Here is a 26178-nt window from a genome sequence, read left to right on the forward strand (position 1 = left end):
CGTCGGTCATGCGCCGCCTCGGGCGGCCTCGAGCCGGGCCGCCACCACGTTCCAATCCACGCGCTTCCTCCAGGCGGCGAGGTAGGCCTCGGGCCGGCCCAGGTAGTCGAGGACCCAGGCGTGCTCGTGGAGGTCCACCACCAGGAGGGGGGCGGCCGTGGCGGGCCACTGGCGGTCGTCGTCGGTGCCCACGTTCCGGAGCCCGCCGCCGGCCGGGTCCCACACCAGGGCGGCCCAGGCCCGCGCGGCCAGGGCCGTGGCCCGAAGGTGCACCCACCAGCGGTCGAGGGAGCCGAAGGCCCTTCGCAGGGCCGCTTCCAGGGCGGGGGGCGGGGTCACGGACCGGGGGGTCAGGGCGCCGAAGTAGCTCTGGTGCAGGACGAGGGCGTTTCGGCACTCGAGCCACTCGGCCTGGTGGGCGCGCAACCGGCCGGTGCCGGCGTCCGCCTCCGCCAGGTCCAGCCGGGCCTCCGCCTGGTCCAGGGCCTGGAGCCGCCGCCGGAGGGTCTCGTAGAGGGCGAGGTGTTCCCGGATCAGGCTGGCGGAGAAGCCTTCCAGGGCCCCGGCCAGGCGGGCGGGATCGAACCCGGTGGCGGCTGCGGGGGCCGCCGCGGCCAGGGGCGCCGCGACCACGGCCGCCGCCGAGCCCGCCAGCCCGAGGAGGAACCGCCGCCGGTCTTCGGTTTTGTCGGCCATGTGAACCGTTCCGTGCAGGTTGAAGGGGGGACGTCCGACATGCCACGAACCCTGCCCAACTTACTTGATGGAGCGGGAATTTCAAGCTTGCCCGGGCCCGCCGGGTGTCTCAGAAGAGCTCGGAGTCCACCATGGCCCGGCTGTCGAGGAAGGCCTTGTACCGGGCGTGCTTTTGCTCCAGTCCCTGCTTGAGGAGGTGGGCGAAGTCGCTGAGATCCAGGGGCGTGATGTTGAGGTCCACGCTGAGGAGGAAGCTCTTCAGGGTATCGTGCTTGTTGCCCCCCAGGTGGACCAGGACCAGGAACATCTCGCGCCGGACGTCCATGGGGAGCTGGTGGACGAAGCGAAGGATGGCCCGGGAATCGTCCGTGGCCTCGGCACCGCCCTGGTAGACCACCAGGACGTCGTAGACGTGGTAGCGGAGGCGGACGGCGAGTTCCCGCTCCTTCCGGACGGTGCGGACCTCGTAGCCCATCTCCGTGAGGGACTTCTCGATCTGGGTTCGGGCGTCGTACTCCGTGCAGTGGATGAGGGCGGTCTGCGTCCCGGGCGGGAAGTATTCCTGGAGGTCCTCCTCGCCGCCGCCGGGCTCGGGGGCGGCGGGCGCGGTTGTGGCCGAGGGGCCGGGGGGCGGCGGCGCTGCCGCGGGTCGGGCCTGGACGGGGAACCGTTGCTGGCACTGGGGGCAGGTCACGTAGGCCGTGCCCGTGGCCGGGATCTTCTCGTCGGGGATGTTGTAGCTTCGCTGGCAACCGGGGCAGGTGACGTTCACGGCTTTCTCCTGGCGCGGGCCCTACCGGTAGTCCTGTTCCAGGGAGAGCCCCTCGATGTCCGAGGTCTTCTCGCCCTTGGCGCTCTTGATCTGGTCCACGCCCTGGCGGACCTTGGCCTGGCTGGTGGCGTAGGCCACGGCGGTCTCCTCGGAGATGATGCCGGCCCGGAAGAGCTCGATGATGTGCTGGTCGAAGGTCTGCATCTTGTAGGCGCTGCCGGCGTCCATGATCTCGTAGAAGGTCTTTCCCTCGCGCTCGCCGTGGAGGATGCTGTCCTTGACCCGGAGGTTGTTCTGGAGGATCTCGAAGGCGGCCTGGCGCCCGCCGCCCACCTTGGGGAGCAGCCGCTGGGCCACCACCCAGCGCAGGGTGTCGGCCAGGCGGAACCGGACCTGCTGCTCCTCCTCGGCGGAGAAGAGACCGATGATCCGGTTGATGGTGTGGCCGGCGTTGACCGTGTGCAGGGTGCTGAAGACCAGGTGGCCGGTCTCGGCGGCGTTGAGGGCGATCTCCATGGTCTCCCGGTCGCGGATCTCGCCCACCAGGATGACGTGGGGGGCCTGGCGCATGGCCGCCCGCAGGCCGTTGGCGAAGGTGTCGAAGTCCTTTCCCAGCTCCCGCTGGTTGAAGGTGGCCTTTTTGTGGTGGTGGACGTACTCGATGGGGTCCTCGAGGGAGATGATGTGGAGCGGCTCGTTCTCGTTGATCTCGTCGAGGATGGCCGCCAGCGACGTGGTCTTGCCCGTCCCGGTGGCGCCCACGAAGAGGATGATCCCGTTCTTCTCCTTGGCCATGTCGTGAAAGCATTCCGGCAGGTCGAGGCCCTGGATGGTGGGGATCTCGCTCTCGAGTTTCCGCATCACGATGCTGATGTAGCCCTTCTGGGAGAAGATGTTGACGCGGAAGCGGGGGCCGTCGGGGATGAAGTAGGAGAAGTCGCAGGAGCCGTGGGTGAAGAGGTCCGTCAGGAGCCGGCGGTTGTTGTCGATGAGGGCCAGCGCCAGCTGTTCCGTCTGGAAGCCGGTCAGCTCCCCGGTGGCCAGTTCCATGTCCACGGGGTGGAGGAGGCCGTCGGCGGCGATCTGGAAGGGGCGGCCCACGGCGAAGTTGAGGTCCGAGATCCGGGGATGGGCCTGGAGGAGCCGCGTGAGCAGGATGTCGAGTTCCGCCTTTCTCATCCCCCGACCTCCGTGAAGTCCTGGGGCGCGCTGGTGGCGAAGGGCCGGAACTTGGCCTTGTCCACGCACTTGGTGTAGGCCTCGTCGGCGCTGATCCAGCCCTTCTGGAGGAGTTCCATGATGGCGTCGTCCAGGGTCTGCATGCCGAACTTGCGCCCGGTTTGCATGGCGGAGGGCAGCTGGTAGGTCTTGCTCTCGCGGATGAGGTTCCGGACGCCCGGGGTGGCGACGAGGATCTCGAAGGCCACGCAGCGGCCGAGGATGTCGATCCGCTTGAACATGGTCTGGGAGATGACGGCCCGGATGGCGTCGGCGAAGCTGGCCCGCACCTGGGCCTGCTGGGTCTCGGGGAAGATCTCGATCACCCGGTCCACGGTCTTGGCGGCGCTGATGGTGTGGAGGGTCCCCATGACGAGGTGCCCGGTCATGGCGGCCTCGATGGCCAGCGAGATGGTCTCGAGGTCGCGGAGCTCGCCCACCAGGATGATGTCCGGGTCCTCGCGGAGGGCCCCCCGGAGCGCGGCGCTGAAGGACTGGGTGTGGGTCCCCACCTCCCGGTGGTTCACCAGGCAGTTCTTGCTCTCGTGGACGAACTCGATGGGGTCCTCGATGGTGATGATGTGGTCTTTCCGGACGCGGTTGGCGTGGTCCACGATGGCGGCGAGGGTGGTGGATTTCCCGCTCCCCGTGGGGCCGGTGACCAGGACGAGCCCGCGCGGCAGCTCCGCCAGCTTGGTCATGACCGGGGGGAGGCCCAGCTCCTCGGCCGTCATTATTTTGTCGGGGATCTCCCGGAAGACCGCGGCCACCCCGAGCCGCTGCCGGAAGAAGTTGGCGCGGTAGCGCGCCAGCCCCGGGATCTCGTAGCCGAAGTCCACGTCGCCCGTCTCCTCGAACTGCTTGATCTTGATTTCCGGGGCGATCTCGTAGAGCATGGCCTTGAGCTCGTCGTTGTCGAGCGGCGGATACTTCACCCGCTGGAGATCCCCGGCGATCCTGAGGATGGGCTGGGAGCCCGCGGCGAGGTGGAGGTCCGAGGCCTTCTGCTCGTGCATCAACTTGAAGAATGCGTCTATCTTCGCCATGTGCGTGCCCTCGATGGTGCCTGGCATCCCCGGCCCGGGGGGCGGGGGGTCCGTCGCGGCGCCGCCGGCGCCGGACCACTTCTCCTATCGGCCGAAGCCGGTCTCCGGTTTAGCATTCCCGGCGCCGGCCCGGACCCGGAACGTGGCCCGGGGATTGCTTCCCCACGGTCCGGGGCCCGGCCCCGGCCCGGGCTTTCCGCCGCCGCCGGATCGTGGTAGAGACCTGCCGGGGCCCGGCGGGGCCCAGCCGACAATCCATCACCCGCGGGAGTGGCCGACATGAATCCAGAAAACGCCATCGTCCGGCTGGAGGGCGTCGCCAAGCACTATCCACCGGACATCGTGGCCCTCCAGGACCTGAACCTCGCCATCGCGAAGGGGGAGTTCGTCTTCCTCACCGGCCCGAGCGGCGCGGGCAAGAGCACGCTCCTCAAGCTCCTCTTCTGCGCGGAGCGCCCCACCCAGGGGGAGATCTTCGTGGACGGGATCCCCCTTGCCAGCCTCTCCGCCTCGCAGGTACCGCACCTTCGCCGGAAGATCGGGGTGGTGTTCCAGGACTTCAAGCTGCTCACCAACCGGCGGGTCTTCGACAACGTGGCCCTCAGCCTCGAGGTCACGGGGCTCAAGCGCGACCAGGTGGAGCGCCGGGTCCGGCAGATCCTCGACAGCGTAGGCCTCGGCGGGCGGATCGGGCAGCTGCCCCACCAGCTCTCCGGCGGGGAGCAGCAGCGCGTGGCCATCGCCCGGGCGGTGGTGAACCGGCCGCCCATCCTGCTGGCGGACGAGCCCACCGGCAACCTCGACCGGGCCCGGACCGACGAGGTCATGGCCCTCATGGAGGAACTCAATGCCCAGGGGACGACCATCCTTTTCGCGACCCACAACGAGCGGCTCTACCGGCACACCCACCGGCGGGTGCTCCGGCTGGTGGATGGGCGGGTGGAGGAATAGGCCATGATGGGGGTCTTTCTCCGGCGGGCGGCCTCGGACCTCCGCCAGCACCTCGGGATGCAGTTCGTGACCACGGTGGTGGTGGCGCTCTCCATCCTCATCTTCGTCTTTTTTGCACTCATCTACCACAACCTGCAACGCTTCGTGGAGCGGTTCGGCCGGGAACTCGGGGTGGTGGTCTACCTCCAGCCGGACATCGACCAGGAGCGGATCCCCCAGATGTACCAGGACCTCATCGGGCTGCCGGAGGTGGCCACGGTGCGCTACGTCTCCTCCGAAGAGGCCTTCAAGCGGCTCCAGGGCTACCTCGAGTCGGAGCCGGGAATCCTGGAGGGGGTCGATCCCCGGATCATCCCGCCCGCCTTCGAGATCCAGATCGACAAGGCCGTCTTCAACGTGGGCCGCGTCCGCGAGCTGGCCGAGAAGGTCCAGAAGTGGCCCGGTGTGGCCCAGGTCCAGTACGGACGTGAGTGGCTGCACCGGCTGGAGCTCTTCTCCGGCTTCCTCCGGGCGGTGGTGGCGGCGAGCGGGCTCCTGCTGCTGCTCACCGCCACCTTCGTGGTGGCCAACACCATCAAGCTCACCGTCTACGCCCGGCAGGACGAACTGGAGATCCTCCGCCTGGTGGGCGCCACCAACGCCTACATCCAGGGCCCCTTCCTCTTCGAGGCCTTCCTCCAGGGCTTCGTGGGGTCCGCGGCCGCCCTGGCGGCGCTCTACGTGGGCTACCGCTACGTCCAGGGCCTCATGACGGGCTCGGGGCTCCTCCGGGACGTCCACTTGGCCTTTCTCCCGCCCGAGGCGGTGGCCGCCGTGGTGGGGGGGAGCGTCTTCCTGTGCGTCCTCGGCACCGCCCTGGCCATGAGGAGATTCCTCCGGCTGTGAAGGTCCTCCGGTTCCTCCTCCTGCTCCTCCTCTTGTGCCCGTCCGGCCCGGTCCAGGCCGACGACGTGATCCAGGAGGAGCTCCGCCAGCAGCGCCAGCGCCTCGAGGCGGTGGAGTCCGAGATCGCCGAGCAGCGGCTCCGGGCCGAGGAGGTGGCCGCCAGCGAGAAGACCGTCCTCGGCGAGCTGGCGGCCCTGGAGGCCCGGATCTCCCGCCAGTGGGAGCAGCTGGACGCCACGCGGCGGGCCTGGACCCAGAAGGAGCTCGCCCTCATGGAGACCCAGGAGTCCCTCGCCAAGCAGCGGAAGGCCCTGGCCGATCTCCGCCGCCAGCTGGAGCGGCGCCTCCGGGCCTACTACCAGATGGGGACGGTGGGCACCCTGAACGTCCTCTTCGCGGCGGATTCCTTCCCGGAGATGATCTCCCGCGAGGCCTACATCCGGCGCATCCTCTCCCGCGACAAGGACCTGCGCGGGCGGTACCGGCGGCGCCTGGCGGAGCTCAAGGCCACCGCCGCGCGGCTCGAACGGGACCGGGCGGCCCTCAAGAAGGCGGCGGCCCGCCTCGAGGCCGAGGCCCTTCGGCTCGAGGAACGAAAGCGCGAGCGCGAGGCCTTCGTCCAGGAGCTTCGCCAGCAGGGGGAGCGCTACCGGGCCCTCCTCGCCGAGCTGGAATCGGCCAAGCAGTCCCTCGAGGCGGTCATCGGGCAGCTGTCCCGGGCGGTTGCCCGGGCGAAGGCGGGCGTCCCGGACACGGCCGCCTTCGAGGCCCAGAAGGGGCGGCTTCTGCCCCCCGTCCGGCGGGGCCGCCTCCTCTATTCCACCTCCAAGGCGGACGACGCCGCCGGCCACCTGGTGCTCCAGGGGGCGGGGGTGGTCTTCGGCGCCCCGTACGGGAGCGAGATCCGGGCGGTCTTCGACGGCCACGTGGTCTACAACGACGTGCTGCCCGGCTACGGGAAGGTGCTCATCATCGACCACGGGGAGGGGTTCTACAGCCTGGTGGCCCAGGGGGCGAAGTACTTCAAGGCCGTGGGTGACGAGGTGAGCGAGGGGGAAACGGTGGGCCTCGTCGGCGGCGGACCGTGGGCCGACGAGGGCGTCTATTTCGAGATACGCTACAAGGGAAAGGCCGAGGATCCCCTGGCCTGGCTGGACCGGGAGGTGCTCGACCAGATGGCGGCGCAGGCGGAGCAGCCCTGAGGCGGCGGCCCGGACCGCGCCCGGGAGAACGGAGTCGATGGAGATGAAGAGACGTGCATGGATGCTGCGGCCCGCGGCCTGGGTCCTCTTGGCGGTCCTTTTCCTGGGGGGCGGGGCGCCGGGGGCCCTCGCCGGCGAAGACGACACCTACCGGCATCTTAAGACCTTCGCCGCCGTGCTGGACCTCGTGGAACGCAACTACGTGGAGGAGGTGGACCCCCAGAAGGCCATCTACGGGGCCATCAACGGGATGCTGGCCGCCCTCGATCCCTACTCCTCGTTCCTCACCCCCGAGGAATACGGCGAGATGAACGTGGAGACCGAGGGCCGCTTCACCGGGATCGGGATCGAGATCTCCATCCGGGACGGCGTCCTCACGGTGGTGGCGCCCATCGAGGGGACGCCGGCGGACCGGGCGGGGATCCGCTCCAACGACCGCATCCTCAAGATCGACGGGGTCTCCACCAAGAACATGACCATGTTCGAGGCGGTCAAGCGGCTCCGGGGCCCCAAGGGATCCAAGGTGACGCTCTCCATCTACCGGGAGGGCTGGCAGCAGCTCCAGGACGTGGAGATCGTCCGCGACGTCATCCCCATCCGGAGCGTCCGGTGGGGGCGGCTCGAGGACGGCTACGGCTACGTCCGCATCTCCACCTTCCAGCACAAGCACACCACCGCCGACGTCCGAAAGGCCCTTCGCGCCCTGGAGGGGAAGGCCGGGCTCCGGGGGCTCGTCCTGGACCTCCGGAACAACCCCGGCGGCCTCCTCGACCAGGCCATCGGGGTGGCCGACCTCTTCCTGGACGAGGGACTCATCGTCTACACCGACGGCCGGCTCAAGGAGCAGCAGAAGAAGTACTACGCCCGCAAGAACGGGCACCCGCGCACCTACCCCGTAGTGGTTTTGGTCAACGGGGGCAGCGCCAGCGCCTCGGAGATCGTGACGGGCGCCCTCCAGGACCACCACCGGGCCCTCGTCCTGGGGACCAAGACCTTCGGCAAGGCCTCCGTCCAGACCATCATCCCCCTGGAGGACGGCGCCGCCCTCCGGCTGACCACGGCCCACTACTTCACCCCGGCCGGGCGTTCCATCCACGAAAAGGGCATCGTCCCCGACCTCGTGGTGCCCTACGTCGAGGCGGCGCCGGAGGCGGAGGAGGCCGGGCAGGGGCTCTACGAGCGCCTCGGCGTGGCGGAGCGGCAGAAGCCGGAGGCCGCCAAGGCCGAGAGCGGCGGCAGCCAGGTTCCCATGGACAACCAGATCGAGGAGGCGCTCCGGATCCTCAAGGCCTGGGACGTCTTCTCCCGGGCCGCCGCGGCGGGCGAGGTCCGGGGCTAGGGGGCGCGGGTGGCCGGCCGGCGGCGCACTCGAAGGCGGCGGAGACCGCGGCCCCGGCGCCGTCTCTGGCCCGCGGTCTTCGCCTGTTCCCTGGCGGGCGTGGCCGCGGCCGCCGTGGCCCTGGCCTACCTCTGGCCCCTGGGCGGTCCCGCCGGCGGCGGGGCCCGGCCGCCCTTCGAGGAGCGGGTTCGGCCGGGGCCGCCGCCCGCCCCCGCCGCGCGCTCTCCGCGGCCCCACGCCCGCCCGCGGGTGGCGCTCCTCATCGACGACCTCGGCTATGACCTCGAGCTGGACCGGGCCTTCTACGAGATCGACGCCGACCTGTCCTTCTCCTTCCTCCCCGGGGCGCCCTATACGGAGGTCCTGGCGGGGGAGGCGGCGCGCCGGGGACGGGACGTCTTGGTCCACGTGCCCATGGAACCCATGGACCCCGGGGTGGACCCCGGCCCGGGGGCCCTCCGGGTGGACCTTCCCCCGGGGGAACTCCGGGCGCGCCTGCGCTGGTGCCTCTCGGAGGTGCCCGGGGCGGTGGGCGCCAACAACCACATGGGGTCCCGCTTCACCCGGGACGCCGCGGCCATGTCCGTGGTGCTGGCGGAACTCAGGCACCGGGGGCTCTTCTTCGTGGACAGCCGCACCGCCTCCGGGAGCACGGGGCTTGCCACCGCCGCCGCGCTGGGGGTCCCCGCGGCGGCCCGGACGGTCTTCCTGGACGACGATCCCTCCCCGCGGGCCATCCGACGCCAGCTGCGCCGGGTGGTGGCGGCGGCCCGCCGCCGGGGCGAGGTGGTGGCCATCGGGCATCCCTACCCCGCCACCTGGGAGGTGCTGTCCGAGGAACTGCCCCGGCTCCGGTCCCAGGTGGAGCTGGTGCCGGTGCACGTCCTGGTCAAGTAGGACGGCTGCTTGTCAGTCAAAGAAATCTCGGCCGAGGAGGGCTGCCATGACGGCAGGAGAAGACGGCCCGAAGTACGGCGAGGCGGCGGTGGCGGCGGCCCGGCTCGAACCCTGGCCCAACCCCTGCCCCGAGCGGGACTACACCGTGGAGATCTCCTTCCCGGAGTTCACGTGCCTGTGCCCGCGCTCGGGCTACCCGGACTTCGCCACCATCCGGATCCGCTACGTGCCCGACCGCTTCATCGTGGAGCTCAAGTCCCTCAAGCTCTACCTGAACGGGTTCCGGCAGACCTACATCTCCCACGAGGAGGCCACCAACCGCATCTACGCGGACCTCGTGGCGGTCATCCAGCCCCGGTCCATCGAGGTGGTGGGGGACTTCCACCCCCGGGGCAACGTCCACACGGTGGTCCGGGTCGCCGGGCCCCAGACGGGGGACTCGCCGGGGAGGAGCGGCCCGGCCGCGTCCGGGTGATGCCGCATCCTTGACAAAGCGGGCGCAGTTTGGAAACCATGCAATCTTATTGCATTGGGTCCGCCGCCGTGCCTCATCCACAGGAGTCGCGTCATGAGTGACAAGTCCACCAACATCGAAAGCCTTCTCAAGGAGAAACGCATCTTCGAGCCCCCCGAGGAGGGACGGGCCGCGGCCTGGGTGAAGAGTCTCGACGAATACCGGGCCCACTACCGGCGGTCCATGGAAGACCCGGAGGGCTTCTGGGGGGACCGCGCCCGCGAGCTCGTCACCTGGGACCGGCCGTGGGACAAGGTCCTCGAGGCCGACTTCCACGAGCCGTCCATCCGCTGGTTCTCGGGCGCCCGGCTCAACGTGGCCGCCAATTGCCTCGACCGGCACCTCGCCGTCGGCCGGCGCAACAAGGCCGCCCTCGTCTGGCAGGGCGAGCCCGAGGACGACGTCCGGGTCTACACCTACCAGCGGCTTCACACCGAGGTCTGCCGCTTCGCCAACGTCCTCCGCAAGATGGGGGTCGGAAAGGGCGACCGGGTCTCCATCTACCTCCCCATGATCCCGGAACTCCCCATCGCCATGCTGGCCTGCGCCCGGATCGGCGCCGTCCACAGCGTGGTCTTCGCCGGCTTCAGCGCTCACAGCCTCGAAAACCGCATCCGCGACTGCGAGGCCAAGGTCCTGGTCACCGCTGACGCCGTGCTCCGGGCCGGTCGGACCATCCCGCTCAAGCCCAACGCCGACGAGGCCCTGCGCAACTGCCCCTCGGTCAGCCGCTGCATCGTGGTGCGCCGGGCGGGCAACGAGGTGGCCATGGAGCCGGGGCGGGATTCCTGGTGGCACGACGAGATGGCCGCCGACGACATCACCGACCGGTGCGAGCCCGAGTCCATGGACGCGGAGGACATCCTCTTCATCCTCTACACCAGCGGCAGCACCGGGAAGCCCAAGGGGGTGATCCACACCACCGGCGGTTACCTCACCTACGCCGCCCACACCACCCAGTGGGTCTTCGACCTCAAGGACGACGACATCTTCTGGTGCACCGCCGACATCGGCTGGATCACCGGGCATACCTACATCGTCTACGGCCCGCTGGCCCTCGGGGGTACCTCCCTCATGTTCGAGGGGGTCCCCACCTGGCCCGCCCCGGACCGTTTCTGGCAGGTGGTGGAGAAGTTCAAGGTGGACATCTTCTACACCGCCCCCACCGTCATCCGGGCCCTCATGCGGGAGGGCGTGGAGTGGACCCGGAAGCGGGATCTGTCCTCCCTGCGGCTTTTGGGCAGCGTGGGCGAGCCCATCAACCCGGAGGCCTGGATGTGGTACCACCAGCACGTGGGCGGCGGCCGCCTGCCCATCGTGGACACCTGGTGGCAGACCGAGACGGGGGGCATCCTGATATCGGCCCTCCCCTATGCCACCCCCCTCAAGCCGGGCTCGGCCACCCTGCCGCTGCCCGGCGTGGACGCCGACGTCTTCCGCGAGGAGGGGACGCCGGCGCCGCCGAACGAGGGCGGCCACCTGGTGGTCAAGCGGCCGTGGCCCGGGATGCTCCGGGGCGTCTTCGGCGACCCCGAGCGCTTCCGCACCACCTATTTCGAGCGTTTCCCCGGGGTGTACGACGCCGGCGACGGCGCCCGGAAGGACGAGGACGGCTACTTCTGGATCATGGGCCGCCTCGACGACGTGATCAACGTCTCGGGTCACCGGCTCGGGACCGCCGAGATCGAGTCCGCCCTGGTGGCTCACCCCGCGGTGGCCGAGGCCGCCGTGGTGGGGATGCCGCACCCCGTCAAGGGGCAGACCATCTACGCCTACGTCATCCTCAAGGCGGGCGTGGAGGGGACGGACGAGCTTCGGGCCGAACTCCGCACCCACGTCCGGAAGGAGATCGGGCCCATCGCCTCCCCCGAGGTGATCCAGTTCTCCTCCGGGCTGCCCAAGACCCGGAGCGGCAAGATCATGCGGCGCATCCTCCGGAAGATCGCCGCCGGCGACTACGGCGACTTCGGGGACACCTCGACCCTGGCGGACCCGGTGGTGATCGAGGACCTCATGGCCGGGAAGAAGGCGCTGCTCGGGGAATGACGGCCGAGGCGGGCGGGCCGCGGACGGGAGGCGGGCGAGCGGCGCCGGAGGCGTGCGGCCTCATCCTCGTGGATCCCCAGGCCCGGCTCCTCGACGTGGTCTCCAACGGCCGGGAGGTGGTGCAGCGGATGGCCCTCCTGGCCCGGGCCGCCGCCGTCCTCCGGGTGCCCGCCCTGGTGACCACGCAGTATGCCAGGGGGCTCGGCGGGCTGGACCCGGCCCTCGATGCCCTCCTGGCGGAGGTCCCGCGGGTCGACAAGGTGGAGTTCGACGCCCTCGAGGCCCCCGGGGTGCAGGAGGTCCTCGGTTCCTGGCCCCGGTCGGTGGAGACCCTGGTGCTGGCCGGTGTCGAGGCCCATATCTGCGTGGCGCAGACCGCCCTCGGCGCCCTGGCGGCCGGCTACCGCGTCTGGATGGTGGCGGACGCCGCGGGGTCCCGGGATCCGGCCCACGCGGAGTGGGCCTTCCGCCGGGTCGCCGCGGCCGGCGGGCTGGTCGGCCCGGCGGAGATGCTGGTCTACGAGTGGCTCGGCCGGGCGGGGACGCCGGCCTTCAAGGCCCTGCATCCCCACCTCGTCTGACCGGGGGCGCCGTTACGGCCAGTCGAGCTTGAGGACGTTCTCCCGGGCGTCCACCTTTCGGACCGTCACCTCCACGGCGTCGCCCACCGGGTAGTGGCGCCCGGGCCGGCGCGGCAGTTCCCCCACCATGAGGTAGTCTTCCAGCAACACCAGGACGCGGCGGGGTCCGCTCTCCAGCACCCGGCCGCGGAGCCGGGCGGGGGCGCGTTGCTCCAGGTGCCGGAGGATCCAGTAGCGGACCCGGGCCTGGCGGGCGGCGGCGGCCTTGCGGAGCCCCTCGCCCAGCACGGCCCCGTAACGGGCCAGGTCCTCCGGCCCGTGGAGCGGCCGCCCGTCCCTGAGGGTGGACGCGATCTGCTGCTGCATGAGGAGGTCCAGCGCCCGGCGCAGGGGCGAGGTCACCGTGGTGTAGGCGGCCACGCCGAGCCCGTGGTGGAACTCGGGTTCCGGGCCGAGGACGCCCCGGCTGATGAGGCGCCGCTGGCGGAAGTTGGCCACGAGGTCCGTCTCGATGCCGTCGATGAGGCGCTGCTTCGGCGGCGGCTGGCTGCGGAAGAGTCCCGGGATCCGGTGATCCCGGAGGAACGCGGCGGCCAGGCTGTTGGCCAGGATCATGCATTCGGCCACCAGGAACCGCGAGGGACCGGGCTCCTCCACCGAGACGTGAACCGTGCCGTCCGGGTCCACCCGGATGACGAGGTCCGGGATGGGAAGCGGCAGCGCCCCCGCCTCCACGCGGCGGCGCTGAAGCTCCCGGCAGACCCCGTGGAGGGCCTTCAAGGGGCCCTCCGCCGCCAGGCGGGCGTCGGCCTCCCGGTACCCCAGCCGTTCCCGGATGCGGACGAGGCTCCGGGTGATGCGGTAGTCCCGGAGTTCTCCCTCCGGGGTCAGCCGGGCGAGGAAGGAGACCGCCGGCATCTCGGCCCCCTCGCGCAGGCTCCAGGCCTCCTGGGAGAGGACCTCCGGCAGCATGGGGAGGCGCTGGTCCGGGAGGTAGATGCTGGTCCCCCGGGCCATGGCCTCCTCGAAGGCGGGCGAGCCGGGTGGGAGGCGGAGACCGATGTCGGTGATGTGGACGCCCACCTCGAGGCCCTCCGCCCACGGGCGCAGGCTCAGGGCGTCGTCGAGGTCTTGGCTCTCCGGGGCGTCCACGGTGAAGGTGTCGAGGTCCCGGAGGTCTTCGCGTCCGTCCGGTTCGGTGGGGGCGGCGGCCAGGCGCCGGGCCTCGGCCTCGACCTCGGCGGAGAAGTCCGCCTGGAGGTCGAGGCGGAGGAGTTCCAGGTTTTCGTCCCTGGAGAAGACCCCGGCCCGGACCAGGGTCTCGAAGGCCCCCGCCGGGGAGGCCCGGTGCACGGTCTTCAAGACCTGCCGGGCCTCGGCCGCGTGAGGGGCCTCGTCCCCGTGGAGGCAGTAGCCGCGGAGGGCCTCGGTCCAGAACCGGACCTGCTCCGGGTCGAGGCCCGGCGGCGGCGCGCCTTGTCCCCAGAGGGCCTGGAGCCAGGCCGAGCCGGCGGAGAGACGCGCGGCGCGCTCGGCCTCCTGGCGCCGCCTTTCCAGCGAGCGGGCCACCTCCTCGGGGGATCGGACCTGGATGGCGCCGTCCCGGAACTTGAAGTGGACCTGCTCCGTGATGACGGCCCGGATGAGGGCGGCGGCGTGGTCGTCGGAGACGGGGCCGGAGAAGGCGAGCCCGGCCAGCTCCGCCGGCGACCAGGCGGGCCTTTCGTCGTGGACCAGGTTCCAGAGCTCCACGATGTCCACCCGGGCGGCCAGCGCGTCGCGGCGTTCCCAGATCCGGCGGAGCCGGTCCAGGTGCTCCTCGCGGGTCCCGGCCGGCAGGCGCTGCCGGGAGACGTGCAGGAAGCGGTTCGGGGCCAGGTTCACCTCGCGGCCGAGGTGGGTCAGGACGTGGCTCCGCGCCCCCTTCCGCCCCAGGCAGAGGCCGCAGATGAACCGCTGCGCCTCCAGGTATTCCACCACCTGGCCGATATCGAGGGTCATGGGGCTCCGGTCAGGGCAGGCGGCGGCGGAGGTCGGCCAGGGCCGCTTCGAGCCCCATGCGCGCCAGCTCGGCCGCCGTCAGCCAACGCACGGCCCGGCGGCGGTAGGTGTCCAGGGCCAGGAGGTTCTCGGACACGGGCTTCTGGGTCTCGTCGAAGGCGGCCCGCCACAGCACGGCCCCGTCCGCCACCCGGATGAGGTGCAGGTTGAAGGCCACCGAGGCCGGCCTCCGGACGCCGTAGGCCGTCCCCTCCCGCTCCGAGAAGCGGAAGAGCTTCACGTAGAGCACCGCGTCGGCGCCGAGCTCCCGGCCGAAGGCCCGGATGAGCCGGAGCTGGGTGGCCTTGACGTCCGCCGCCAGGAGGGCGCCCAGGAGCCCGAGGCACCGGCCCTCCGGCACCGGCCGGAAGCGGGGATCGCCCTCCACGAGCTCGAAGAGGACGCGGGTCACCGCCTCGGCCTGTTCCGGGTTGACCTCGGAGGCGGCGAAGGTGGTGTCGCTCAGGGCGCAGGTGGCCTTTTCCTGTCCCGGGCGCACGGAGGCCCGGTCCACCGGGAGGACGGCGATCCGGGACAGGTCGGGAAGGGGCGGCCCGGGGGCCGGCCGGGTGCGGGCGCAGCCCGCGGCCAGGGCCATGGCCATGGCCAGGGCCATGGCCAGGGCCAGGGCGGGGGGCGGGCCGGGACGGCCGGTGCGAGACGGGTGTGCGGCCACGCGGGAGACTCCTTTCTCTCGGGGCGCCTAGAGGGTCCCCTTGGAGGAGAGGGGGCCCTTGAGCCGGGGATCCAGCCCGGTGCCTTGGTCCATGGCCCGGCCGAGGGCCTTGAAGACGGCCTCGGCCATGTGGTGGCCGTTGCCCCCGTAGGGGACCTCCACGTGGAGGGTGAGCCCCGCGTTCACGGCCAGGGCCCTGAGGAACTCCTCCACCAGCTCCAGGTCGAACCCGCCCACGGTGGGCGCCGGGAACTTCGCCCGGAACCGCAGGTAGGGGCGCCGGCAGAAGTCCACCGTCGCCCGGGCGAGGGCGTCTTCCATGGGGACCACCGCGTGGCCGAAGCGCCGCAGGCCGTGGAAGTCCCCCAGGGCCTCGCGCATGGCCCGCCCGAGGCAGATCCCCACGTCTTCCACCGTGTGGTGGCCGTCCACCTCGATGTCGCCCCGGGCCTGGACCTCCAGGTCGAAAAAGCCGTGGACCGCCCAGAGGGTGAGCATGTGGTCGAAGAAGGGGAGGCCCGTGGCCACGGAGGCATCGCCCCGCCCGTCCACGTTCAGGGCGACCCGGATGTCGGTCTCGGCGGTGGTGCGCTGGATGGTGCTGGTGCGGTCCATTCGGTCCCCCTTCCAACCCCTTGCCATGAAAGGCGTTTTTCGTCCTTGTTCAAGCCTCCCGTTCCGGACGCCGAATAGAACGGTGTGGCCCGCCATCGGGCCGACACGGGCCGGGAGGACGAGGTGAAATATTTTCCCCTCTTATTTCAATATATTGCGGCTTGCCGGGCCGTCTTCTCCCCGAAGGGCCGGCCCGGCGGATGAGGTGGCCCGCTGTGCCCCGGCGAAAGAAGCGACCTCTTCCTGACATCCGGCCCCTCATCGCGCCTCTCCAGGAAGAGTTCCAGGTCCGGTTCTTCTCCCTCCAGGAGATCCCCCAGGCGGTGGCCTGGGCGGAGCGGGGGCACATCGCCATCCACGAGAACTACCATAGCCGCCGGCGCCGTTCTTTTCACGTCATCTGCGGGCGGCGGGACAACCTGGTGCGCTTCTGCGAGCGGCTCGGCGTCTCCCCCGAGTGCATGACGGCCTCGGAGTACTTCCGGTTCTGGCACCTGACCTGGTTCCCGGAGCCGGAGGGGCGGCCGCCCGGCCGGCCCTGCTAGGCCCGGACGTAGCACCAGCCGTCGGCCTGGCGGTCGGCCAGGGCCCGGACGGCGGCGGGGACGGTGCCGAAGACGTCGGGCAGCCGCTCCCTGGGGATCTCGAACCGCCGCAGGGAGTTCTCGCACAGGTAGATCTCGCCGCCGTCGAGCTTGAGCTGCCGAAGGTGCTGGAAGAGCTTCGGGTCGCAGGCGGTGCACCGGGTGACGGCCCGGTCGTTGGCGATGACGGCCACCCGGAGGTCTTCCCCTTCCGCCCTGGTCTTCAAGAAGTTCAGGGCGTTGGCCACGGCGACCTCCCAGCGCTCGGGCTCGGGGACGTGGATGACGAGCTTTCGGGTCTTCATGGGGTCTCTCCGGTCCTCCTGCGCCTAGTCCGGGAGCACGGCGCCGGTGGCGCCGCTTCCCACCTGCCGGGCATAGCGGGCGAGGTAGCCCGTCCGGACCCGGGGCGGCCGGGGCCGCCAGCGCTTTCGGCGCCGGGCCAGTTCCGCCTCGGGCACGCGGAGTTCGAGCTTGCGCCCGGGGATGTCGATGGCGATGGTGTCGCCTTCCTGCACCAGGGCCACGGGGCCGCCTTCCGCGGCCTCGGGCGAGACGTGCCCGATGGCGGCGCCCTTGGTGCCCCCGCTGAAGCGGCCGTCGGTGATGAGGGCCACGTCCCGGTCGAGGCCCATGCCGACGATGGCGGCGGTGGGGGAGAGCATCTCGGGCATGCCCGGGCCGCCCTTGGGGCCCTCGTACCGGATGACCACCACGTCGCCCTTGCGGATGCGGCCGGCGAGGATGGCCTTGTAGGCCTCGTCCTCCGAGTCGAAGACCCGCGCCGGCCCCTGGTGGCGGAGCATCCTTTCGTCCACGGCGGCCTGTTTCACCACGGCGCCCTGGGGGGCGAGGTTCCCGTACAGGATGGCGATGCCGCCCTCCTGGTGGTAGGGGTCGGTGACCGGCCGGATGATCCCGGGGTCCCGCACCGCGGCCTCCTTCACGTTGGCCCACACCGTCCGCCCGGTGACCGTCATGGCCCGCTTGTGGAGGCCGCCGATCTCGGCCAGGGACCTCAGGACGGCGGGGATGCCGCCGGCGAGGTGGAGATCCTGGAGGCTGTGGGGCCCGGCGGGGATGAGGTTGCACAGGTGGGGGGTGCGGCGGCTCACCTCGTTGAATCTCTCCAGCGGGAGCCGCACCCGGGCCTCCCGCGCGATGGCCGGTACGTGGAGCACGGTGTTGGTGGAGCATCCGAGGGCCATGTCCACCGCCATGGCGTTTTCGAAGGCGGCGCGGGTGGCGATGGCGCGGGGCCGGAGGTCCTCGGCCACCATCTCGACGATGCGCCGGCCCGTGGCCTTGGCCAGCCGCAGCCGCGCCGCGCTGACCGCCGGGATGGTGCCGTTGCCGGGCAGGGCCAGCCCCAGGGCCTCGGTGAGGCAGTTCATGGAGTTGGCGGTGAACATGCCGGCGCACGAGCCGCAGGTGGGGCAGGCCTCGTCTTCCAGCTCCGCCAGGTCGCGCCGGGAGATCTCGCCGGCCTTCACCCGGCCGACCCCCTCGAAGACGCTGATGAGGTTGACCGGGTGCCCCCGCCAGGAGCCGGTCAGCATGGGGCCGCCGCTGACGGCGATGGCCGGGATGTCCAGGCGGAGCATGGCCATGAGCATCCCGGGGGTGACCTTGTCGCAGCTCGGGATGAGGACGAGGCCGTCGAAGGGATGGGCCTGCGCCATGAGTTCCACGGAATCGGCGATGAGCTCCCGGCTGGCCAGGGAATAGCGCATGCCGAGGTGGTTCATGGCGATGCCGTCGCAAACCCCGATGCCGCCGAACTCCACCGGCGTTCCGCCCGCCATGCGGATGCCCGCCTTGACCGCCTCGGCCACCTGGCGCAGGTGCACGTGGCCCGGGATGATCTCGTTGAAGGAGTTGGCGACGCCGATGAGCGGCCGCCGGATCTCCTCGTCGGTGTAGCCCATGGCCTTGAAGAGGGAGCGGTGCGGGGCCCGCTCCAGGCCCTTTTTCATCCTGTCGCTTCGCATGATTCACCCCTTTGCGGGAGGCCCGGCCGGCGCGGCGGGCCGGATCCTCCCCGTTTCGTCCCACTTTACCCCGGATTTCGGCCCTGCCAAGGGTCGGCGCCCGGGCGGCCCCGCAAAGGGATGGCGTGGGGCGAAAGTGCCGCTTTTTTTGTTTAAAGAAGTTGCGGCCGAATATCGATAACGAGACTGCAAGGGGGTCTTGTGTGCGTTTTTCCCTTGCCAACGAGGCGTTTCTTGGCTATGGAATAGCGAAGTGGCAGGGCGGCGCCCCGTTTTTTTGGGGAGGGGCGGCCGCCTCGACGTCGCGTGGGGGGTACGGGCTGATCCATCTTCACGCCCATAGAAAGGGCCGCCCGGCGTTTCGGGCGGGCCGACCAGGCGCGGCGCCGGCATGGCCGGCGGCCGCGCGGGGGAAGAGGCAGGCGAAGGCATGAAAGCCGGTACAGTCACCGTGATGTGGTTGCCGTCGGCGCGGTCGCGGCCGCGGATGTTCTCCAGCCCCGGGGTCGTCTTCTACGGGGTCTTGGCGCTGGTCGCGGCCTCCTGGGTCTCCCTGGCGGTCTCGGGCTACCTGGCCTACACCTACTACCGGGAGTATCGCGCCATCCGCCAGGAGCACGAGGTCCTGGCCCGGAAGGCCAGCCAGCTGGACGCCGTGATGGAGAAGGTGCGCCACCTCCAGAAGGACGAGGCCCTCATCCGCGATTTCCTCGGCCTCGAGAAGGAGGCCTCGGCCGACTCGCCCGAGGCCTTCCTCGGCCAGGGCGGGGTGCCGGGGGTGGACCTTTCCACCATCGCCCCGGAGGACACCGCCGCCCAGAGCACGGTCCAGGTGCCGCAGCGCCCGGCGGACCGGCCCGCGGTGGCCCAGGTGGAGGCCCTGGCCGACAGCGTCCAGGAGATCCTCGCCTACATCAAGGAACGCCGGGAGCGCTGGGATCACACCCCCAGCATCGTCCCCGTCAAGGCCAGCGACTACTGGATTTCGTCGGGGTTCGGGTGGCGGGTGAACCCCTTCACCGGGGGGCGTGACTTCCACAACGGGCTCGACATCGCCGGCCGGCCCGGAACCCCCATCATCGCCCCCGCCGACGGCACGGTGGTCAAGGTCGGCCGCGACAAGTACCTCGGCCGCTACGTCCAGCTCCGCCACTCCCCCTCCTGCGTCACCATCTACGGGCACCTTTCCCGGTTCAACGTCCAGCGGGGCGACCGGGTCCGGCGGGGCGACGTGATCGCCTTCATGGGGAACACGGGGCTTTCCACGGGGCACCACGTCCACTACATCGTCAAGATCAACGGCAAGGCCGTCAACCCCACCCACTACATCCTCAACATGAAGACCAACTACGCCTGGGGCGGCTAGGCGGAGGAAGCGGGCCGTGTTCACCAAGAAGAAGGAACTGCAAAAGCTCGATGCCATGATCGGTGCCAACACCCTCTTCGAGGGCAACTGTTTCTCGGAACGGAGCATCTGCGTGGAGGGGACCATCCGAGGCCGGGTGGAATCCAAGGGGAGCGTCATCCTCGGCACCAACGGCAAGGTGGAGGGCGACATCCTGGCCACCTCCGTGGTGGTGGGCGGCCAGGTCGTCGGCAACATCGTGGCCACCGGGCACCTCGAGGTGACCTCCACCGGCCGGGTCAAGGGCGACATCATGTCGCCCACCTTCGTGATCAACGAGGGGGGCATCGTGGACGGGATGTGCCGCATGATCGGCGTCGGGCAGGAGACGCCGCCGCAGCTGGAACAGGTGAGCGCCGTCCTCGAGGAAGAACCCGGCTCCGCCGGCTGACAGCCGGGGCGCCCTGGTCTTCCCCGCGCCGGAGTCCCGATGCCCGAGGCGCCGACCTCGCCCTCTCCCGATCCCCTCGCCGAGCTTCAGCGCCGGGTCTCCCACACCTTTTCGTCTCCCGGGCTGCTGCGCCAGGCCCTCACCCACCGGTCCTACACCGTGGAGCACGGGGATACGTCTCCGGACAACGAGTTGCTCGAGTTCCTGGGCGACGCCGTGCTCGACCTCGTCATCAGCCGCCTGCTCTTCGACCGCTACGGCGGCCGTCTCCGGGAGGGCGATCTCACCAAGATGCGCGCCGGCCTGGTGAACGAGGGGCGGCTGGCCGCCGCGGCCCGCGAACTGGGCCTGGGCGCCCTCTTGCGCCTCGGGCGGGGGGAGGAACGGAGCGGGGGGCGGCACAAGGCCTCCATCCTGGCGGACGCCTTCGAGGCCCTGGTGGGGGCGCTCTACCTCGACGGGGGGCTCGAGGCCGTCTTCCGCTTCGTGCGGTCGAGTTTCGGCCCCCTCCTGGAACACGCCGAGGAGGTGGGGGGACTGGGCGATTACAAGAGCGCCTTGCAGGAGGTCACCCAGAGACGGTACCATGAGGCCCCCGCCTACGAGGTCGTCGAGGCCCGGGGCCCGGACCACGCCAAGCACTTCGTGGTGGCGCTCTCCCTGAAGGGCCGCCGCCTGGCCACCGGCGAGGGCGCCAGCAAGAAGGAGGCCGAGCAGGCGGCGGCCCGCAAGGCCCTCGAGGCCCTCGAGGCCGCCGGCGGGAAGGACGTCCCCCATGGATGACCCGGCCAGGGAAGGACCCGAGAGGACCGCCGCCGGCTCCCGGCCCGGCCACCGCTCCGGAGTGGTGGCCATCGTCGGGGCCCCGAACGTCGGAAAGTCCACCCTCCTCAACCAGTTTCTCGGGGCCAAGGTGGCCATCACCACCCCGAAGCCCCAGACCACCCGGGGGCAGATCCGCGGTATCCTCACGGGGGAGAACTTCCAGGTGGTCTTCGTGGATACCCCCGGCATCCACGACTCGAAGCGGCTCCTCAACCGGGTGCTGGTCCAGTGGGCCACCCGGGCCCTGCACGACGTGGACGTGGTGGTCTTCGTAGTGGACGTCAGCCACCGCGACCGCGCCCGGGAGCTGGCCATCCTGGATCTTCTCCGGGAGGTGGGGTGTCCCGTGGTGGCGGTGCTCAACAAGATCGACAAGGTGGCCAAGGAGAACCTGCTGCCCATCCTCGATGAACTCGGCCGGCTTCACCCCTTCGCCGCCCTGGTGCCCGTGGCCGCCCGGGACGGTGACGGGGTGGAGGCGGTGCTGGACGAGATCCTGCGCCTCCTCCCCGAGGGCCCGCCGTATTACGACGCCGAGACCCTCACGGACCAGGGCCCGGCCCAGCTGGCCGCGGAGATCATCCGCGAGAAGGTCTTCCTCCTGGCGGGCCAGGAAGTCCCCTATTCCACCGCCGTGGAGGTGGAGGACATCGCCGACGAGCCGGAGACCGGGCTCCGGCGGGTCACGGCCACCATCTACGTGGAGCGTCCCTCCCAGAAGGGGATCCTCATCGGCAAGGGCGGGCGCTTCATCAAGAAGGTCGGACGGATGGCCCGGGAGGAGATGGAAGAACTCTGGCGCCGCAAGGTGTACCTGGATCTCCGGGTCAAGGTCCTCAAGGACTGGTCCCGGGACGAAAAGGCCCTGCGCCGGCTCGGGCTGGCCCGCCAGGAGTGAGGGCGGGCGCCGCCGGCGCGCCGCTGCCGGGGCCTTCCGCCTTCCGCGCCGGTCCCCGTTTCTTCTCGACCCCGGCGGCCGGGGTCGTCTCAAGGTGAGACATTTTGGTCCCATTTCGGGACGGCGGATGGGACATCGAGGTCCCGCCCCGGGGTGTTGATGTACCGGTACACATATAACTGGCTGGAATAAAAGAATAAAAATTTATCTCCAGATTGGCACCCTTTTTGCTCATAGACCGGCGGATCAAGGATTCGACGTCGGGGTGTGCCCTCGCCGCCCCGGTCCAAGGAGATGCCAGTGGTCGTCATGCAAAAGACGTTGCAAAGGAGTGTCGCCGCCCGGGGGGTGGGGCTCCATTCCGGCCGGGTCGTGACCGTTCGCCTCCACCCGGCCGATCCGGGCGCCGGGATCACCTTCGTCCGGGTGGACGAGACGCCCGCGCGGTGGATCGCCGCCCGCACCGCCAACGTGGTGGATACCCGCATGGCCACCACCATCGGCGACGGCACCTGCTCTGTGGGCACCATCGAGCACCTCATGGCGGCTTTGGCGGGGCTGGGGGTGGACAACGCCAGGGTCGAGGTGGACGGCCCGGAGGTCCCGGCCATGGACGGCAGCGCCGGGCCCTTCTTGAAGCTCATCGAGGCGGCGGGGATCGAGGAGCAGTCCGCCCCGCGGCGTTACCTCGAGATCCTCGAGCCGGTGGAGGTCCGGGAGGGCGACAAGTTCGTCCGGCTGGAGCCCTTCGACGGTTTCCGGGTGGCCTTCGAGATCGACTTCGACCATCCGCTCATCGCCCGGCAGCGGTTCTCGGCCGACGTGGGTCCCGAGGCCTTCGCGCGTCAGCTCGGCCGCGCCCGGACCTTCGGGTTCCTCCACGAGGTGGAATACCTCAAGCGCAACGGCCTGGCCCAGGGCGGCTCCCTCGACAACGCCGTGGTCCTCGGCGACGACGGGGTGCTGAACCGGGGCGGGCTCCGCTTCCCCGACGAGTTCGTCCGCCACAAGGTCCTGGACCTCCTCGGGGACCTCTACCTCTGCGGCCTGCCCCTGATCGGGCGGGTCGTGGCCAGGAAGAGCGGCCACGCCCTGCACCACGCCCTGCTCGCCGAGCTGGAGGCCCGGCCCGGCACCTGGTGCGTGGTGGAGCGCCGGCGCTCCGACGCCGAGGTCCGACCCGTCCCGAAGCGGCCGCGCCCGGCCGTGGCCGTGGCCGTGGCCTGAGGCCCCTTCTCCCCCGCCCTCCCTTCCGGCTCACCCGCCGGCGGCCTGGTCCAGGGCCCGCCGGAGGACCCGCAGCAGTTCCTCGCGCTTGTAGGGCTTGAGCACCAGGCCCGCCGCCCCCGCCCGGAGGAGTTCCTGGGCCGTCTGGTCCTTGGTGTAGCCGGTGGCGAGGATGACGGGCAGGCCCGGGGCCCGGGCCCGCAGCCGCTCGAAGGCCTCCCGCCCCCCCATCCCGGGCATGATGATGTCCAGGAGCACCGCCTGGATCTCCGCCTCTTCCCCGAGGCGCTCCAGGGCCTCTGCCCCGTCGGCGGCGGTCACCACCCGGTACCCCGCCGGGGCGAGGATGTCGGTGGACAGCTCCCGGATCATCTCCTCGTCGTCCACCACCAGGATCAGCTCGCCCCGCCCCAGCGCCTCCACGGGGCCGGGCTCCGGCCGCGTCTCGGCCGCCGCCCCGCCGGTCTCCTGCGCCGCCGGGAGGTAGAGGCGGAAGGTGGTCCCGCCGCCGGGCCGGGAGGCCACCGAGATGTGGCCCCCGTGGTTCTGGACGATGCCGTAGACCATGGCGAGGCCGAGGCCCGTGCCCTCCCGGGGGCCCTTGGTGGTGAAGAAGGGCTCGAAGATCTTGGCCCGGACCTCTTCGTCCATGCCGTGGCCGGTGTCGGAGAGGGTGAGCCGGACGTAGTCGCCGGGGGGGACGAGGGTGCCCTGGCAGTCGAATGCCTCCTCGAGCCGCAGGTGCTCGGTGGCCAGGGTCAGGACGCCGCCCTCCGGCATGGCGTCCCGGGCGTTGATGCAGATGTTGAGGATCGCCTGGTGGATCTGGTCGCCGTCGGCCTGGACGGGGGGCAGGCCCGGGGCCAGCTCGGTCCGGATCTCGATGCGACGGTCGAAGGTCTCGCGGAGCAGGCGGGCCACCTCTTCCAGCAGCTGGTTGAGGTCCACCAGGGTCTCCTGGTACTTGCCCTTGCGGGCGAAGGCGAGGAGCTGGCCGGTGAGGTGGGCGGCGCGGTCGGCGCTCTTCTCGATGGCGGCCACGGCCTTGGCGAGGAGGGGGTGCGACCGCACCTCCGGCAGCGGCCGGATCATGCTCACGTAGCCGGAGATGCCGGTCAGGATGTTGTTGAAGTCGTGGGCGATGCCCCCGGCCAGGGTGCCGACGGCCTCCATCTTCTGGGCGTGGCGGAGTTGGCTCTCGAGGTTGCGGAGCGTGGTGACGTCCACCACCATGGCCTCGGCGTTTTGCAGCCGCCCGGTCTCGTCGCGGTGGGCGACCACCGAGAAGAGGGTCTCGAGCCGGCCGCCGTGACGCGCCCGGAGGGCGAGCGGCCAGTCGTGCACCCCGCCCCGGGCCTCCAGGGCCTCCCAGAGCGCGTCTGCGCCCGCCGGGTCCCAGGCGAAGTCGTCCAGGCGGTGGCCCGCGGCGCCGCCGCACTCCTGGATACCCAGCAGCTCCAGGAAGGCGGGGTTGCAGTCGAGGATCTCGCGCCCGGGGCCCAGGTGGACCAGCCCGTGGCGGATCCCCTCGAAGAGTCGCCGGTAACGCGATTCCGAGGCCTGCAGCCGCTCCCGCCGTTCCTCCAGTGCCGCCATCATGTGGTTGAAGTCCTCGGCGAGCTGGCGGATCTCGGCGGGGCCCGCCTCGGGCACGGGACGGTGGATCCCTTCCCACTCCACCGAGCGGATGACCGCCGCGAGGTCGGAGAGGGGCCGGGCGAGGCGCCGGACGAGGACGAGGATGAGCCCGGCCAGTCCCAGGAGGAGCGGGACGCCGATGAGGAGCCCGTCGCGCAGCAGGCGGCGCGCGGTGGCGGCGAGTTCCTCCCCGGAGACGGCGAGGCACAGGGTGCCGATGGACTGGATCTCGCCCTCCGCCTCGCCGTCCCCGAGGCCGCCGAGGAGGTCGATCTCCGTCATCCGCCGGGAGGCCACCGAGTGCCAGAATTCGTAGGAACGGCCCTGGGGCCCGGCCAGCTCCCGGATCTCCACGGCGCCGGGGGCGAGGGGCGGCGCCGGGGCGGCCCGGAGGCGGTCGAAGGCGCACCGGGCCTCCGGCCGGAAGAGCTCGCCGGCCAGGTATTCCCCCTTGGCATTGTAGAAGACGGCGTAGAGGACGGCGTCCCGGGACCGAAGCCCCCGGACCATGGCGCGGAGCCGGTCCCCGTCCTCGGCCAGGAGGGGGATGCGGCTTCCGGAGGCGAGGCCCTCCACCAGGCTTTCCCCGCGCTTCAAGAAGTTCTCGCGCAGGAAGCGCATCTCGTGGTAGCCCGTGACCCCGAGCAGCACCAGGAAGGCCCCCGCCACCGCGGCCAGCGTGGCGGCCATGAGCTTGGCCCGGAAGGTGACGGGCCGCCGCTGGGGCTGGGGAGAGATCCGGTTCATCGCCACCGTGTGCCTCCGCCGCCGGGGCGGCGCCGGCTAGTCGAAGAGGCGCGAGGCCTTGGCCAGGTCCTCGGGGACCCGGACCCCGATCTTCTCGGCCGTCTTCATGTTGATGATCAGCCGCGGCCGCGGCGACCACCGCAACGGCACCTTGGACGGCGGGACGCCGCTCTGCAGGACCTTGACGATCTCGCCGGCCGCCCGGCCCATGGCCCGGATGTCGAAATCGAAGGAGAAGAGCGCCCCGGCCGCCACCTGCTTGTCGGAGAGCGCCATGAGCACGAACTTGTACCGGAGGGAGTTGAGCAGGAGGTAATCGAGGATCTCCCGGCGGATCACGGTGGTGTCCGGGAGCAGCCAGAAGGCGTCGATCTCGGGGGAGATCTCCTTGATGGCGTGGAGGGCCTCGGCCGGGCTCGAGACCGCCCGCGCCACGAGGACCTGGTGGTGCTTCCGGGTCATCCGCTGGGCCTCCTCCACCAGGAAGGCCGACTGGGTGGGGTCGTAGACCAGGCCCACCCGGCGGGCGTTCGGGCGGAGGGTGAGCAGCGCCCACCAGTAGTCCTCCGGGGCGATGTTCATGGCCACCCCGGTGACGTTCTTCGGCCGGGAGTTGAAGAAGGTCCAGGGATTCAGGACCAGGCCGTAGACCATGGGGGCCTTGATCTGCGAGGTCAGGAGCAGCCGGAGCACCTTGGACCCCATGGCCACGATGATCTTGGGGTGCCGCGCCCGGATCCGGCGCAGCAGCTCCCGCTGCGGCACGGGGGTGTCCAGCCAGACCGCGGCGGGCTGGCACCCGCACCCCTCGGAGATGCCCTGGTAGGCCTCGAGGTAGGGCAGGAGCCGTCCCTCCAGCACCGCCACCACCTCGGTGGTCTCGGCGGCCGGCGCCGCCGGGGGGCCGAGGGCGAGGAGCAGGGCGCAGAGCGCCGCCAGGGTCGCGGCCCGGCCCACCCGGGGGCGGGGGTTCTTATGGGAGGAAGATTCCACA

The 26178-nt window shown here is 70.9% G+C and carries 25 protein-coding genes; 14 read left to right on the forward strand and 11 right to left on the reverse strand.

Annotated elements, in window-relative coordinates:
* Window positions 1–6 precede the first annotated feature (6 nt).
* From HCU62_RS08745 to HCU62_RS08760, 4 genes are all read right to left on the reverse strand, one after another.
* Window positions 7–696 (reverse strand): Fe-Mn family superoxide dismutase, encoded by a 690-nt coding sequence (locus tag HCU62_RS08745; RefSeq protein ID WP_163297925.1) that lies wholly within the window; start codon window positions 694–696, stop codon window positions 7–9.
* A 109-nt stretch (window positions 697–805) separates the two neighbouring features.
* Window positions 806–1468 (reverse strand): zinc-ribbon domain-containing protein, encoded by a 663-nt coding sequence (locus HCU62_RS08750; RefSeq protein ID WP_163297924.1) that lies wholly within the window; start codon window positions 1466–1468, stop codon window positions 806–808.
* A 21-nt stretch (window positions 1469–1489) separates the two neighbouring features.
* The gene (locus HCU62_RS08755; protein WP_163297923.1) at window positions 1490–2647 is read right to left on the reverse strand and encodes a type IV pilus twitching motility protein PilT; all 1158 of its coding nucleotides are present in this window, start codon (window positions 2645–2647) and stop codon (window positions 1490–1492) included.
* Window positions 2644–3732: a type IV pilus twitching motility protein PilT gene (locus tag HCU62_RS08760; protein ID WP_163297922.1), complete on the reverse strand. Its 1089-nt coding sequence runs from the start codon at window positions 3730–3732 to the stop codon at window positions 2644–2646. Before HCU62_RS08760 ends, HCU62_RS08755 begins: the two co-directional genes overlap by 4 nt.
* Before the next feature lie 279 nt (window positions 3733–4011).
* On the opposite strand from HCU62_RS08760, the gene ftsE reads away from it, so the two are divergent.
* The 8 genes from ftsE to HCU62_RS08800 all read left to right on the forward strand — a co-directional run bounded on the left by ftsE (window position 4012) and on the right by HCU62_RS08800 (window position 12147).
* Complete coding sequence (ftsE, locus tag HCU62_RS08765; protein ID WP_181447979.1) at window positions 4012–4683, forward strand: cell division ATP-binding protein FtsE; 672 nt, start codon at window positions 4012–4014, stop codon at window positions 4681–4683.
* A gap of 3 nt (window positions 4684–4686) precedes the next feature.
* Window positions 4687–5568 (forward strand): cell division protein FtsX, encoded by an 882-nt coding sequence (locus HCU62_RS08770; protein ID WP_163297921.1) that lies wholly within the window; start codon window positions 4687–4689, stop codon window positions 5566–5568.
* Window positions 5565–6770: a murein hydrolase activator EnvC family protein gene (locus HCU62_RS08775; protein ID WP_163297920.1), complete on the forward strand. Its 1206-nt coding sequence runs from the start codon at window positions 5565–5567 to the stop codon at window positions 6768–6770. The genes HCU62_RS08770 and HCU62_RS08775 overlap by 4 nt, the downstream gene beginning before the upstream one ends.
* A gap of 43 nt (window positions 6771–6813) precedes the next feature.
* Window positions 6814–8109 carry a S41 family peptidase gene (locus tag HCU62_RS08780; RefSeq protein WP_246325402.1) on the forward strand — a complete coding sequence of 432 codons (1296 nt, stop codon included), beginning with the start codon at window positions 6814–6816 and terminating at the stop codon, window positions 8107–8109.
* A gap of 9 nt (window positions 8110–8118) precedes the next feature.
* A complete protein-coding gene (locus tag HCU62_RS08785; RefSeq protein ID WP_163297918.1) occupies window positions 8119–9006 on the forward strand; it encodes a divergent polysaccharide deacetylase family protein in 888 nt (295 codons plus the stop codon).
* A gap of 46 nt (window positions 9007–9052) precedes the next feature.
* Window positions 9053–9481, forward strand: coding sequence for a preQ(1) synthase (gene queF / locus HCU62_RS08790; protein WP_163297917.1), 429 nt, complete (start codon window positions 9053–9055; stop codon window positions 9479–9481).
* 93 nt (window positions 9482–9574) lie between these two features.
* On the forward strand, window positions 9575–11566 hold the full coding sequence (gene acs / locus HCU62_RS08795) for an acetate--CoA ligase (protein ID WP_163297916.1): 1992 nt from the start codon (window positions 9575–9577) through the stop codon (window positions 11564–11566).
* Window positions 11563–12147 carry an isochorismatase family protein gene (locus tag HCU62_RS08800; protein ID WP_163297915.1) on the forward strand — a complete coding sequence of 195 codons (585 nt, stop codon included), beginning with the start codon at window positions 11563–11565 and terminating at the stop codon, window positions 12145–12147. Before acs ends, HCU62_RS08800 begins: the two co-directional genes overlap by 4 nt.
* 12 nt (window positions 12148–12159) lie before the next feature.
* On the opposite strand, the gene HCU62_RS08805 is transcribed toward HCU62_RS08800, so the two are convergent.
* From HCU62_RS08805 to hisB, 3 genes are read right to left on the reverse strand one after another with little or no spacing between them, the layout of a single operon-like run.
* On the reverse strand, window positions 12160–14148 hold the full coding sequence (locus HCU62_RS08805) for a ribonuclease catalytic domain-containing protein (RefSeq protein WP_163297914.1): 1989 nt from the start codon (window positions 14146–14148) through the stop codon (window positions 12160–12162).
* A 10-nt stretch (window positions 14149–14158) separates the two neighbouring features.
* Complete coding sequence (locus tag HCU62_RS08810) at window positions 14159–14863, reverse strand: hypothetical protein (protein ID WP_163297913.1); 705 nt, start codon at window positions 14861–14863, stop codon at window positions 14159–14161.
* A 27-nt stretch (window positions 14864–14890) separates the two neighbouring features.
* Window positions 14891–15478 (reverse strand): imidazoleglycerol-phosphate dehydratase HisB, encoded by a 588-nt coding sequence (gene hisB / locus HCU62_RS08815; protein WP_163297912.1) that lies wholly within the window; start codon window positions 15476–15478, stop codon window positions 14891–14893.
* A 215-nt stretch (window positions 15479–15693) separates the two neighbouring features.
* On the opposite strand from hisB, the gene HCU62_RS08820 reads away from it, so the two are divergent.
* On the forward strand, window positions 15694–16023 hold the full coding sequence (locus HCU62_RS08820) for a hypothetical protein (RefSeq protein ID WP_163297911.1): 330 nt from the start codon (window positions 15694–15696) through the stop codon (window positions 16021–16023).
* Here the strand turns inward: HCU62_RS08820 and HCU62_RS08825 are convergent.
* Window positions 16020–16367: a DsrE family protein gene (locus HCU62_RS08825; RefSeq protein ID WP_163297910.1), complete on the reverse strand. Its 348-nt coding sequence runs from the start codon at window positions 16365–16367 to the stop codon at window positions 16020–16022. The two genes, HCU62_RS08820 and HCU62_RS08825, sit on opposite strands and share 4 nt — an antisense overlap.
* 24 nt (window positions 16368–16391) lie before the next feature.
* Window positions 16392–18053, reverse strand: coding sequence for a dihydroxy-acid dehydratase (ilvD, locus tag HCU62_RS08830; RefSeq protein WP_163297909.1), 1662 nt, complete (start codon window positions 18051–18053; stop codon window positions 16392–16394).
* 430 nt (window positions 18054–18483) lie between these two features.
* Between ilvD and HCU62_RS08835 the strand changes: the two genes are divergently transcribed.
* The 5 genes from HCU62_RS08835 to lpxC all read left to right on the forward strand — a co-directional run bounded on the left by HCU62_RS08835 (window position 18484) and on the right by lpxC (window position 22799).
* Window positions 18484–19419 (forward strand): M23 family metallopeptidase, encoded by a 936-nt coding sequence (locus HCU62_RS08835; RefSeq protein WP_163297908.1) that lies wholly within the window; start codon window positions 18484–18486, stop codon window positions 19417–19419.
* 16 nt (window positions 19420–19435) lie between these two features.
* Complete coding sequence (locus HCU62_RS08840) at window positions 19436–19849, forward strand: bactofilin family protein (RefSeq protein ID WP_163297907.1); 414 nt, start codon at window positions 19436–19438, stop codon at window positions 19847–19849.
* Window positions 19850–19888: 39 nt separating this feature from the next.
* The gene (gene rnc / locus HCU62_RS08845; RefSeq protein WP_163297906.1) at window positions 19889–20632 is read left to right on the forward strand and encodes a ribonuclease III; all 744 of its coding nucleotides are present in this window, start codon (window positions 19889–19891) and stop codon (window positions 20630–20632) included.
* Entirely contained in the window at window positions 20625–21572 is a 948-nt protein-coding gene (era, locus tag HCU62_RS08850; protein ID WP_163297905.1) for a GTPase Era, read from the forward strand. The genes rnc and era overlap by 8 nt, the downstream gene beginning before the upstream one ends.
* 309 nt (window positions 21573–21881) lie before the next feature.
* Entirely contained in the window at window positions 21882–22799 is a 918-nt protein-coding gene (gene lpxC, locus HCU62_RS08855; protein ID WP_163297904.1) for a UDP-3-O-acyl-N-acetylglucosamine deacetylase, read from the forward strand.
* Window positions 22800–22829: 30 nt separating this feature from the next.
* Here the strand turns inward: lpxC and HCU62_RS08860 are convergent, their stop codons facing one another.
* Window positions 22830–25184 carry a response regulator gene (locus tag HCU62_RS08860; RefSeq protein WP_169755572.1) on the reverse strand — a complete coding sequence of 785 codons (2355 nt, stop codon included), beginning with the start codon at window positions 25182–25184 and terminating at the stop codon, window positions 22830–22832.
* Window positions 25185–25220: 36 nt separating this feature from the next.
* Complete coding sequence (locus tag HCU62_RS08865) at window positions 25221–26141, reverse strand: ABC transporter substrate binding protein (RefSeq protein ID WP_169755573.1); 921 nt, start codon at window positions 26139–26141, stop codon at window positions 25221–25223.
* Window positions 26142–26178 lie beyond the last annotated feature (37 nt).

The organism is Dissulfurirhabdus thermomarina (genome assembly GCF_012979235.1).
In the GTDB taxonomy this organism is placed as follows: Bacteria; Desulfobacterota; Dissulfuribacteria; order Dissulfuribacterales; family Dissulfurirhabdaceae; genus Dissulfurirhabdus; species Dissulfurirhabdus thermomarina.